Here is a 12,075-nt window from a genome sequence, read left to right as displayed (position 1 = left end):
CAAACGCAAAGAGGCCCAGAGCACGCTGGTGCGCACTCTGGACCTCAGTGACCCCAACGGGAATCGAACCCGTGTTACCGGCGTGAAAGGCCGGTGTCCTAACCGCTAGACGATGGGGCCGGACGCGGAAAGCAGTCGGCGAGCGACTACCCTGCGATTCGTGCTGAGCTAGTCTTATCGACCATTCGGCGACGAAACTCGCATTGTGCGGGCACAACGCAAATCGTCAAGGGCCGAGAGCGGCGAGAGCCGAAAACTACGGCAAAATCGCCGAAATACGGGAAGTCGAAAACGACTTCGGTCGGCCAAGAAAAGCTGCAGCCGACTCAGAATGGGGTTCGCGGGTGCGGCGCGAACTCAAATGGCAAAAGCGGTTCACGCCCCCCAATTAGGGGCGTGGACATGAAGCGGACGAGCGACCACATTTACTCGGCGGCGTTGGCGTCGGCTTCATGGGCCTCGCCATCGGCGCCTTGCTGCTGGTTGCGACGAATGGCTTCGTAAACTTCGTTGCGATGAACGGGGACTTCCTTGGGAGCTTCCACTCCCAAGCGAACCTTGTCGCCGCGGATTTCCACCACGACGATCGTAATGTCATCGTTGATGACAATACTTTCGTTCTTCTTGCGTGAGAGAACTAACATGATCGATTCCTTCGCGGGTTGGCCCGGCGGCCCTCCAAAGTAGCTGCCTTCATGCCGTTGCCGTGAGCGATCCTAACCCCTTTTGCACGGCCAATTAGGGCGCCCTCGGCGGGGAATGGAGGCCATTCCCCTCGTTCCACTCTACGTGGTGATTGGGGCTAGTCAAGAAATGATGACAGCCCGCCGGCCCATTTTTTGCGGGGTAGGTGGAGTTTTGCGGGTGAGGAAACAGGGGCGGTGGTTCGGATTGGCGTCTGGCCGTCCGACCAGGCGACGCTAAACTCAAACGTAAACCTTTATTTTTTAGGGACTTACGTCGCAACCGGAACCTGAAAATTCGGCCCACGTGCCCTACCCAATGACCCAAGCACTCACCAGGCCCCAAATCGAGAGCGCATCGCTAGCGTTGCCGCGATTCTGACACGGGCCGACCCGCCCGAATCAGCCGACGAGGGCTGGCTGTTAGTGTCCACCGGTCGAATTGGCGTTGGGTGGGCGTAACCCTGCAGTATTCGCGCTCCGCCTCGAACCTCATTGTGGGCTCCCCCCGCTCTCTCGCTCCCTGCTTGAATCGGCGCGAACAGCTTCGAGCGATTTTCACCACAGAGTCCCTTCATTGGGACGCTGCATTGCGTTGACTTAATTCTTACTGAGGGCGACGCGCATTCGCTTTTTCATTCAATCGAGCGGAGCCCATGCGACCAGCGCATCAGGCCTGCGCGGGCGCTGACTATTTCTCGATTCGCATTCATTCAATCAAGCGAACAGTTGCAGCGCGGGTCGACATCTCTATAATCGACCCCACTGCTTTGGCTTGCGCTTCGGCCTTGTTGCATCGGATGCGGCATCGCACTCGTTTATGGCGCGAGACCTACGATCGGATGAACTCCCTGACGGCCGCGGCTGAAATGGTTCTGCCGCCCCCATCGGGACGAAGGTGAAGTTCGCCCATGATTGCCTGGCTCAAGCGAGTCTTTCCCTGGTTGGGGAATATCGTCGAAGCTGTCGCCACAGTTGGCGCCGGGATGTGGGTAACGTTGCGAACGTGGATCAAGACGTATCGCCCCGATCGCAAGACGTTCACCGAACATTTCGAGTATCCCGAACTCCCCGTGCCAGTCGCCGCGCGCTACCGCGGCTTTCATCGGTTCGATCTCACGACCTGCATCGCGTGCGATCAGTGCGCGAAGGCCTGCCCCGTCGATTGCATCTACATCGGCAAGGAGCGTGCTCAAGGGAGCAAGGGCTTTAAGATCACGGGTTACGCGATCGACTACAGCAAGTGCATGTTCTGCGCGTTGTGCGTCGAGCCCTGCCCCGTCGATTGCATTTTCATGGGGGCGAGCCACGACCTGAGTTGCTACAGCCGCGATGGATGCATCGTCGACTTCGCCCGGCTGCCGCTCGACGTCGCCTGGGGCCGGGCCACGATCAATCCGACGGCGGTCGCGCAGTCGAAGGTGATCGTCGAGCCGGTGCATGGGGGACCGAATCAGTAGGGGCGTCAGCTGTCCGTCGCCAGTGGTCAGTGGCTGCTGTCGCAAGTGCAACTTCCCAACGAAGAGACGACGTCCCCCGCATTCGCCACTGACAACGGACAACTAAAAAATGGCCACGCCCATCGCCATCGTCGCTTACCTCGGCCTGTTCGCGGGCCTGGCGGTGGCGTTTTTGTTCGTGAACTTGCTGCTCGGCCGGTTCTTGCGGCCGCGGTTGCCGAATCAAGAGAAGCTTGAGGTCTACGAGTGCGGCGAGCCGACGATCGGTTCGAGCTTCGTGCAGTTCGACCTGCGGTTCTACGTCGTCGCCCTGCTCTTCATTATCTTCGACGTCGAAGTGGCCTTCTTCTTTCCTTGGGCGACGGTCTTTGGCAAGGCAACGCAACTGACGGCGCCTAACATGCCCGTCGTGATGGCCGACCTCGATCCGGAGCGGGGCTCCGCGGAAGAGCTGACGCCGCAAGCGACGGAACGGCTGCGAGAACTTGGCGTCCGCAATCCGTCGCAGGCGACGATCGGCGCCCTCTCGCCGGCCGAAATGCGTGAACTTGGCGGCAGCGCGGCGAACGGCTCGGTGATGAAAGCGACGGTCGAGGCGACTTCTCGCCAGATGGCGCGGGCCTCGCTGTGGGATATCGGCGTGTTCTTCGCGGTGCTGATGGTCGGCTTCGCGTACGTCTGGCGGCGCGGCGATCTGGACTGGGTCCGCTCGGTGCGGAGCCATGCCGGCGAAGTCGTCGAACGGGTGCCGGTGACGTTGGAATTGGAACAAAAGCGCGGGCGGGCCGCGGGATCGATTTTGTCTGCTTAGGGCGTCAGTTGTCCGTCGTCAGTGGCCAGTGGCTGCTGTCGCCAAGGCAACTTCCCAAATGAGATACGGCAGCGTTCCCGCATTCGCAACTGACAACGGACTACTGACCACGGACACGCCACGATGAGCCTACTAGACCAGCTCAAAGAAAAGTTCGGCGCGACCATCACGGGCGCCAACTTAGAAAACGTCGATCCGTGGATCGAAGTGGCGCCCGAGTCGATTGTCGCCGTCTGCACCTACTTGCGCGACGAGCCGGGCCTGGCGTTCGACTACTGCAACAGCGTCACTGCCGTCGACTACGTCCATACCGACGAGAAGAAGGCGGCGAAGAGCGAATGGCAGCCGCACCTGGAGGTGGTCTACCACCTCTTCAGCATGCAGCACAAACATAGCCTGGTGCTGAAGGTGATGCTGCCGCGGTGGAAGGGCGACGAGCCGGGCGACTTGCCGGAAATTGACTCGGTAGCGCACGTCTGGCGCACCGCCGACTGGCACGAACGCGAATGCTACGACCTCCTCGGCATTCACTTTATTGGCCACCCGAACCTGCGGCGGATCCTCTGCCCGGAAGATTGGGTGGGCCATCCGCTGCGAAAAGATTACGAGATGCCGCTCGAGTACCACGGCATTCGCGGGAGGTAGCTCGCACCGCAACGCGAACAGTTTTTTCTGAACTCCGACCTCTGACCTCCCGACTCCATGGCCACAATCGACGACCCGCGCACCATCGAATTCGACGTCCGCACGGACGAGATGCTGGTCAATATGGGCCCGCAGCATCCGAGCACCCATGGCGTGTTGCGGCTCGTGTTGCGCACCGATGGCGAGATCGTGTCGGAAGTGACGCCGCATCTCGGCTATCTCCATCGGTGCGCCGAGAAGATTGGCGAGAACCTCACGCCGCGGCAGTTCATTCCGTACACCGACCGTATGGACTACCTCGCCGGGATGAACATGAATCTCGGCTGGGCGCTCGCGATCGAAAAGTTGATGAAGTACGAGCCGCCGGAAAAGGGACGGCATCTGCGGGTGATCATCGCCGAGATGGGGCGAATCGCGAGCCATCTGGTCGGCATGGGAGCGTACGGGCTCGACCTCGGCACGTTTAGTCCGTTCCTCTATGCATTCCGCGAGCGGGAGCGGATTCTTGATCTATTCGAAGAGGTCTGCGGCGCGCGGCTTACCTATAGCTACATCACGGTCGGCGGCTGCACGGCTGATCTGCCCAATGGCTGGCTGCAAAAGTGCGAGGCGTTCCTCACGCAGCTTGAGCCGATCATCGTCGAGTATCACACGCTGCTGACGACGAACTCGATCTTCGTCAAGCGGACCGCGGCGATCGGCGTGATGTCGGCCGCGACGGCGATCGACTACGGCACAAGCGGGCCGGTGCTCCGCGGCAGCGGCGTCGATCATGATCTGCGCCGCGACGGCGAAGAAATCTACACCGCCATGTACGACGGCTACGCCTTTGAGGTAATCGTCGAGAAGAACGGCCACTATCCGAAAGATCACGACTACCCGGCCGTGCCGCGCGAAGCGATCCTCGGCGACTGTTGGCACCGGTTCTACGTGCGGATGCTCGAGGTGATGCAGTCGATCGATCTCGTGCGGCAAGCGATCGATCGCTACAGCGTGGCCAGCGGCAACTACGGCGAGCCGATGAAGCTCAACCAGAAGCTGCCGAAAGGCGAAGCGTACTTAGAGACCGAGGCTCCGCGCGGGCAGATGGGCTTTTACATCGTCAGCAGCGGCGACGCGATCCCGTGGCGAGCGCGCGCACGGAGCAGCAGCTTCTGCAACTTGTCGGTGGCGAGTGAGTTGTGCCGCGACTGCCTGATCGCCGACGTACCGGCGATCGTCGGTTCGCTCGACATCGTGATGGGTGAGATTGATCGGTAGGAATGTTAGTTGTCAGTGGTCCGTGGTCAGTTGCTGCTGTCGCAGGGGCGTTTGCCAATAGCCTTTAGCAACTGACAACTGACGACGGACCACTGACAATTCCTTCAGGTCGTTTCCGGATTTGGAGGCCGAAGAGACTATACACCTGCACGGCATTGTGCCATATTTCACGAACTTCCGCTGGCATGCCTGGATCGATGGTTTGGGTTCCGAGTGCTTTGTCATTGTTAGCAAAAGTCGGGCAAAGCACCCACTTTTCATGAGCGGTCGTTAGCTCGCTCACAACTCACGGAAGTTTGCTGTGGCGTCTGGAATCAACAACTTGCTCGACTGGCTGCTGTCCAGTTGGCTGTTGTCGGGACTCGGCTGGTCGATCCCGTCTGACAGCGCTGTTGGCTATGTTGTCGCTGCGCTGATTCACATCGTGTTGATTCTGAACCTAGTGGCGGTTGGCGCCCTGGTGTTCATCTGGCTGGAACGCAAGATCTCCGGCCGCATTCAGGATCGTCTCGGTCCGACCCGGGTCGGCGGCAAGTTCGGCTGGCTGCAAACGCTCGCCGACGGCCTGAAGCTGATCACCAAAGAAGACCTAATGCCCGATGGGGCGGACGGCTTCCTGTTCAAGATCGCGCCGTATGTCAGCTTCGCCGCGTCGATCGCGGCGTTCATTGCAATTCCGTTCGCCGGCGGTCCTTATCCCTGGATCGCGCAGCACCTCAACACCGGTGTGTTCTTCGTCGTCGCCGTGCTGGGGCTCGAAGTCTTCGGCGTCATCCTCGCCGGGTACAGTTCGGCGTCGAAGTGGTCGCTCTTTGGCGCCATGCGCGAAGCGGCTCAGGTGGTGAGCTACGAAGTGCCGCTCGGCATGTGCGCCGTCGTCCCGGTGCTGATCGCCGGGTCGATGGACATGGTCGTCATCGGCAACCAACAGGCGGGACTCTTCACCAACTGGTTCATCTTCCACGATCCGGCGACGTTCATCACGTTCTGGGTCTACTTCACGTGTGCGACGGCGAGCGTCAATCGCGCGCCGTTCGACTTGGCCGAAGCTGAAAGCGAACTCGTGGCCGGCTTCCACACGGAATACTCCGGACTGCGGTGGAGCTTCTTCTTCATGGCCGAGTATGGCTCGATGCTGTCGGTGAGCATCTTGGCCTCGGTGCTGTTCCTCGGCGCCTGGAACGGGCCGATCCCGATCGCGTCGATCCTCGGCCTGACTTATGAGAATGGCGAACTCACCGGCTACCTCGGCAACCTGATCGGGTTAACGAACGTGCTGCTGAAGGGCGTCGTTGGCGTCTGCGTGATGATCTGGATTCGCTGGACGTTGCCGCGGTTGCGGATCGACCAGGTGATGGCGACGTGCCTGAAGTACTGCACGCCGATCGCGGCGGTGATGTTCCTCGGCGCGGTGCTGTGGCAATACAATCTGCCCGGTCGGACGTTCTTCGGATTGCTGCCGGCTCCCGCGGCGATGTTCGCGGTCGACGAAGGCTGGGACGCGCCGCGAGCAGCGAGCGTCGAGCCGGCGCGACCTGCAGTAGTCGACGTGCGAGAAGGTCGCGAAGCTGAGCTGTGGGAGGCGTCTCCGACGCCGAAGCAGCTTGAGGGGCCGAATTGGTTGGAAGTAGAGCGCGGAATCGGCGTCGGAGACGCCTCCCACAGCAAGAGCGCCTCCCACACGCACAATCAGCACTTCGCTAGCCAAGGACGGAGGGACTAGCGATGGAGCAAATCTACTGGCCCTCGGTCTTCTTTCTGATCTTCGGCGGGCTCGCGTGCGCCTTCTCGCTCGCGGTGCTGCTCTCGACGAACATCGTGCGGATGGCCTTCTACCTGGTGCTCGCCCTCGCGGCGACGGCCGGGCTGTTCTTCTTGGCGGGCCAGGAATTCGTCGGCGCCATGCAACTACTGATTTACGTCGGCGGCACGTTGGTGCTGCTGATCTTCGGCGTCATGCTCACGTCGCAGGAGCGATTCGTGAACATGAAGACGCCCGCCGGCGATTGGGTGCTTGGCATGATTGCCGGCGGAGCGCTGCTTAGCCTGCTCACCGCGGCGGCGTTCAGCGTCCCCGAATGGCGCAGCCCCGAACGGGCTGCCGTCGAGAAGCTGCAGGCGGAGCCAAACGCCACGCCGATCGGCATGGGGCTGCTCGGCGCACGGGTCGATAAGATCGACGCTCCCACGAGCGAACAAGCGGGAAGGTCGGGATATTTGTTTCCGTTTGAAATTGTATCGGTTCATTTGCTGGTGGTGCTGATTGGGGCGGCCTACTTGGCTCGCGCGAAACGGCGGGCAAATCCATTACCGACGGGATAAACCCGTCGGCTCGCTGGTAGCGCTCGCTAAGATTTCAATCAACTGATTTTCCTGACCAACCATGACGATTTCGCTGCTTGCCAATCTGCTGACGGAACCGCCGGGACCGGCCCACTACATGACGGTCGGCGCGGTGATGTTTGTCTGCGGCGCCATGTGCATGGCGACTAAGCGAAACGCGCTCGGCGTGTTGATGGGGATTGAGCTGGTGCTCAACGGCGCCAACCTCAACTTCATCGCCTTTGGCAGCAAGTACCTCAACAACGGCGGGCCGGACCTGGGGCTCGACGCGCCGTTGATTGCGTTGTTCGTCATCGTGCTCGCCGCGGCGGAAGCGGCGGTGGCCCTGGCGATCGCACTCAATTTTTACAACAACCACGACTCGATCGACGTCGACCGCGCCGATCAATTGCAAGGCTAACGCCGACGGATCGCGATGGATTTGACCCCCGCTACCGCGCTGCCGAAGCTGCTCGCCGCCGCCTGGCTATTGCCATTGGCGTCGTTCGTGGTGATTTTGTTCATCGGCAAACGGCTTGGCCCCCACGGCAAGTGGGCCGGCTACGTGGCGTCGGGAGCGATCGTCTCGGCGTTCCTGCTCAGCTTCACGGCGATGTTCATCGTCTGGTTGCCGAACCACGAACTGCCGGTAGCGCATCACGGCGACCACCACGAAGAGGGCGATCATTACGACGCGCCCGCTGGCGCCGATCATCACCACGATTCGGCAATGATCGGCGAGCCAGCCCCGCTGGCGTCACATGCGGCGACAGACTCGCCGTTCCAGCTGGTCGCGCTGCAGGAAGAGTCGCACGCCGACGAACACGCTGCGGCCGAGGGCCACGCCGCGAATCCGCCGCCGACGTATTACTTCGGCGATTGGTACGCGCTCGGCCAGTTCGGCAACTTAAAGCTGACCATCGGCTACTACATCGACGCCCTCACGGTGACGATGTTCTGCATGGTGACGCTCATCGCCTCGTGCGTGCACATCTACGCCACCGGCTACATGCACGACGAGTTGCACGACCCGTACCACGACCACGAAGTGATTGTCCACGGCCATCATCTCAGTCGGCCTGGCCGATTTCACCGCTTCTTCCAATATCTGTCGCTCTTCTGCTTCAGCATGTTGGGAATCGTCATCGCCGGCAACGTGGCGATGGTGTTCGTCTTCTGGGAACTGGTGGGCATCTGCTCCTACTTCCTGATCGGTTTCTACTTCGAACGCCACAGCGCGAGCACGGCGGCGAATAAGGCGTTCATCGTCAATCGCGTCGGCGACTTTGGCATGCTGATCGGCATGATGGCGCTGTGGGCGAGCCTCGGCACCTTCGCGTTTGGCGACAAGCAAGACGCTAAGGGGCAGACGCTGCTAACCGACTCGGGCGCGATCGCCGAGCCCGGCATCTTCAGCCAACTGCGCACCGCCGAGAATGGTTACCGCCTCGTCCCGCCGGCAAGCATGATTGCCGAAGAAACCCGCCAACAACCTGCGATCGAGGCCGAAGACGCCGCCGCGGGCAAAGCGGGCCACTGGCTGCTGTTGGTCGCCGGCGTCGGCATCTTCTGCGGTTGCGTCGGCAAGAGCGCTCAGTTCCCGCTGCACGTGTGGCTTCCCGATGCAATGGAAGGGCCCACGCCCGTTTCCGCGCTTGTCCACTCGGCGACGATGGTCGCGGCCGGCGTCTACCTCGTCGGCCGGTTTTATCCCGCATTCAGTCCCGAAGCGCTCCTGGTGATTGCGATCATCGGCTGCATCACCCTCTCGCTCGCGGCAACGATTGCGATCACGGCCACCGACATCAAACGGGTGCTCGCTTACTCGACGGTTAGCCAGCTCGGTTACATGATGCTCGCCCTCGGCCTCGGCGGCTGGATCGCGGGGCTGTTCCATCTCATTACGCACGCCTTCTTCAAGAGCTTGCTGTTCATGTGCTCCGGCTCGGTGATTCATGCCGTCCACACGAACGACATGACCGAGATGGGGGGACTTCGCAAGAAGATGCCGATCACGGCGTACACGATGCTGATCGGCTGCCTCGCGATCATCGGCGCCGGCGTGCCGCTCACGCCGATCGGGTTCAGCGGTTACTTCTCGAAAGATTCGATCATCGAGCAAGCCTGGAGCCATGCCCAAACGAACGGCGGCGGCTACTGGATCTTCCTGGTGATGGCGGTGCTCGGCGCCTCGATGACGGCGTTTTACATGTTCCGGCTCTGGTTCATGACGTTCACCGGCGCCCCGCGCGACCACCACAAGTACGATCATGCCCACGAATCGCCGCGGGTAATGACGTGGCCGCTGATCCTGCTGGCGACGTTCGCGATCGCGGTCGCTTGGCCGGCCTTCAATTTGACGCGTGTGCTGGAACAAGCGCAGCCGGTCGGCACCGCCGCCGGCGGCTCGGGGATGTTGATTGACGACCTCGTCGTTCCTGCCGAACACCTCAGCCATGCTCCGGACATCAAGCTGCGGGCCGGCCTCGCGGCGTTCGGTTCCGCGCTGATCGGCGTCTTCGGGGCGGCAGTCGTCTACCTCTGGGGTTACCTCAACCCGAACGAAATTAAGCAAACCTTCAAGCCGGTCTACACGCTGCTGTGGAACAAGTGGTACTTCGACCAGCTTTACAACGTCCTGTTCATCCGCCCTGCCCTGTTCATTGGAAAGCAGATCGCGTTGTTTGATCGCGGCGTGATTGATTGGTTCCTCCACAGTTGCGCGTGGGTGTGCCGCGGCGTGGCGGGGATTTTCTCGACGGTATTCGACCGCACGCTGGTCGACGGTACGGTGAACACGCTTGCCAACTGGACGTGGGACTTCGGCCTGCTGCTGCGAAACTTGCAGACTGGAAATCTTCGGCAGTATGTGTTTTTCATCGTCACCGGCACCGTTTTCATGTTTGTTACAGCGTCAGTTGTTAGGTTTTTCGCGTTCAGCTAATCGAAGCAGTTCGTCGCATTTTTATGAACTCGGATAGTCCAAGGATCGTCTCGTCATCATGAATCTGAGCGACCCGATAATTTACCTGAGCCTGATGGTCTTCCTGCCGGCGCTGGGCGCCCTGGCGCTCGCGTTCTTCCCGCGCGGCAAGGAGGAAGCGGCCCGCTATTTCACGCTCGGGGTGACGATTCTGACGTTCATGCTGTCGTTGGGGCTCTTCTTCGACGCCCGCGGCGTGCAGTTCAAAAGCAGCGTCGCCAACATGCAGGACATGTTCTCGGCGCCCTGGATTCCCTCGTTCGGCATTCAATACCTAATGGGGCTCGACGGCATCAGCTTCCCGCTCGTCGTGCTCACAACATTCCTCAGCATCTTGTCGTTCGTCGCCAGTTGGTCGATCACCAAGCATGTGAAGGCGTTCTGCATTCTGTTTCTGCTGCTTGAAACAGGCATGATCGGCGTCTTCATGGCGCTCGACTTCTTCCTGTTCTACGTCCTGTGGGAAGTGATGCTGCTGCCGATGTACTTCCTGATCGGCGTCTGGGGCGGCCCGCGGAAGGAATACGCCGCGATCAAGTTCTTCCTCTACACGCTCGTCGGCAGCGTGCTGATGCTAATCGCGATCCTGATGCTCTACTTCAATAGCGACCTCACGCTGCTCAACCCGCAGCAACTCGCGAGCGCCGGCGTCGTGAAGGTCGACGTCAGCGGCCCGCGTGCGACGCCGGAGGGAGCGTTCGCTGCGTGGAAAGAGAGCGAAGACGCGCTGGCGAAGCGCTTCAAAGAGATCACCGCCGAAACCGATCCCGCCAAACGCCGGCAACTCCACACGTTCAACATCCTCGCACTGCAGCATATTGGCCAGCATGAGGAATCGCCGTTCCTCCGCGAGGCGTGGCTCGGCAAGAGCATCCAGTGGTGGGCGTTCGTGCTGCTGTTCATCGGCTTCGCGATCAAGGTGCCGAGCGTGCCGCTGCATACTTGGCTCCCCGACGCGCATGTCGAGGCCCCGACGCCAATCTCAATGATCCTGGCCGGCGTACTGCTCAAGATGGGCGGCTATGGCATCATCCGCATCTGCTATCCCATCTGCCCCGCGGCTGGGTACGACCTCGCGTACGTCGTTTGCTCGATTGGCGTCGTCAGCATGGTGTGGGGCGCCTTCGCCGCGCTCGCGCAGAACGACTTCAAGCGGATGGTTGCCTACAGCTCGGTGAGCCATATGGGGTACGTCGTGCTCGGCCTCGGCGTTTGGAGCCTCGGCATGTGGAGCGCTACGGCGCCCGGTTCGTTCACCTACAATGCCGATTACTGGAAGATGGGCGTCAACGGCGCCATGTTCCAAATGATCGCCCACGGCATCAGCTCGGCCGGCATGTTCTTCTGCGTCGGCGTCCTCTACGACCGCGTTCATCACCGCAATCTCAACGAGTTCGGCGGCATCATGGCGCGGATGCCGGTCTACAGTGGTTTTGCGATTGTCATCTTCTTCGCTGGCCTCGGCCTCCCCGGTTTGTGCGGGTTCATTGGCGAAGTCTTCGTCGTCCTGTCGGTGTGGAAATACAGCCAACTGCTCGCCGTCATCTCGGCGGCGGTGGTGATTCTAACCGCCGCCTATATCTTGTGGGCGATCCAACGCGTCTACCTCGGCGCCGAGTATCGCGGTCCGCATGGCGAGGCGCTGACGCCGATGCTGCCGCGCGAGTTCGCGATCGCCGTGCCGCTGACTGTGTTCGCCATCGTCCTTGGCGTGTATCCGCAGGCACTGTTGGATTACATGCAACCCTCGGTCGACCAGCAGGTGCAGCAACTGGCCGACTGGACCGAACGATTCGACGAGACGCAAGAAACGCTGAGGAAGTCGCTCGGCAAAGAAGAACCGCAAGTCGCTTCCGTCGCGCCGTAAAAACCACACGCATAGAAGCCCGTCCACCGGCAAAGCCAACGGCT

At 61.0% G+C, this 12,075-nt stretch carries 10 protein-coding genes and 1 tRNA gene; 9 read left to right on the top strand and 2 right to left on the bottom strand.

Annotated features, from left to right (window positions below; genetic code table 11):
* Positions 1 to 48: 48 nt before the first annotated feature.
* Together PLANPX_RS09790 and csrA are read right to left on the bottom strand one after the other, a co-directional pair.
* A tRNA-Glu gene (locus PLANPX_RS09790) sits at positions 49 to 120 on the bottom strand.
* 305 nt (positions 121 to 425) lie between these two features.
* The gene (gene csrA, locus PLANPX_RS09785; RefSeq protein ID WP_152098555.1) at positions 426 to 644 is read right to left on the bottom strand and encodes a carbon storage regulator CsrA; all 219 of its coding nucleotides are present in this window, start codon (positions 642 to 644) and stop codon (positions 426 to 428) included.
* Between the two features lie 950 nt (positions 645 to 1,594).
* Between csrA and PLANPX_RS09780 the strand changes: the two genes are divergently transcribed.
* The 9 genes from PLANPX_RS09780 to PLANPX_RS09740 all read left to right on the top strand — a co-directional run bounded on the left by PLANPX_RS09780 (position 1,595) and on the right by PLANPX_RS09740 (position 12,031).
* Positions 1,595 to 2,143 carry a 4Fe-4S binding protein gene (locus tag PLANPX_RS09780; protein ID WP_152098554.1) on the top strand — a complete coding sequence of 183 codons (549 nt, stop codon included), beginning with the start codon at positions 1,595 to 1,597 and terminating at the stop codon, positions 2,141 to 2,143.
* Positions 2,144 to 2,252: 109 nt separating this feature from the next.
* Entirely contained in the window at positions 2,253 to 2,954 is a 702-nt protein-coding gene (locus tag PLANPX_RS09775) for an NADH-quinone oxidoreductase subunit A (protein ID WP_152098553.1), read from the top strand.
* Positions 2,955 to 3,077: 123 nt separating this feature from the next.
* Entirely contained in the window at positions 3,078 to 3,599 is a 522-nt protein-coding gene (locus tag PLANPX_RS09770) for an NADH-quinone oxidoreductase subunit C (RefSeq protein ID WP_152098552.1), read from the top strand.
* Positions 3,600 to 3,656: 57 nt separating this feature from the next.
* Complete coding sequence (locus PLANPX_RS09765) at positions 3,657 to 4,859, top strand: NADH-quinone oxidoreductase subunit D (protein ID WP_152098551.1); 1,203 nt, start codon at positions 3,657 to 3,659, stop codon at positions 4,857 to 4,859.
* Positions 4,860 to 5,160: 301 nt separating this feature from the next.
* Entirely contained in the window at positions 5,161 to 6,582 is a 1,422-nt protein-coding gene (nuoH, locus tag PLANPX_RS09760) for an NADH-quinone oxidoreductase subunit NuoH (RefSeq protein ID WP_152098550.1), read from the top strand.
* A gap of 2 nt (positions 6,583 to 6,584) precedes the next feature.
* Positions 6,585 to 7,181: an NADH-quinone oxidoreductase subunit J gene (locus tag PLANPX_RS09755; protein ID WP_152098549.1), complete on the top strand. Its 597-nt coding sequence runs from the start codon at positions 6,585 to 6,587 to the stop codon at positions 7,179 to 7,181.
* 61 nt (positions 7,182 to 7,242) lie between these two features.
* Positions 7,243 to 7,602, top strand: a complete 360-nt coding sequence (nuoK, locus tag PLANPX_RS09750) for an NADH-quinone oxidoreductase subunit NuoK (protein ID WP_152098548.1) — start codon at positions 7,243 to 7,245, stop codon at positions 7,600 to 7,602.
* 15 nt (positions 7,603 to 7,617) lie between these two features.
* Positions 7,618 to 10,125: an NADH-quinone oxidoreductase subunit L gene (gene nuoL, locus PLANPX_RS09745; protein ID WP_152098547.1), complete on the top strand. Its 2,508-nt coding sequence runs from the start codon at positions 7,618 to 7,620 to the stop codon at positions 10,123 to 10,125.
* Between the two features lie 58 nt (positions 10,126 to 10,183).
* Complete coding sequence (locus PLANPX_RS09740; RefSeq protein ID WP_232536352.1) at positions 10,184 to 12,031, top strand: complex I subunit 4 family protein; 1,848 nt, start codon at positions 10,184 to 10,186, stop codon at positions 12,029 to 12,031.
* Positions 12,032 to 12,075 lie beyond the last annotated feature (44 nt).

Origin of the sequence: Lacipirellula parvula, from assembly GCF_009177095.1 — a bacterium.
GTDB lineage: Bacteria > Planctomycetota > Planctomycetia > Pirellulales > Lacipirellulaceae > Lacipirellula > Lacipirellula parvula.
This window is presented reverse-complemented; position numbering and strand designations above follow the sequence as displayed.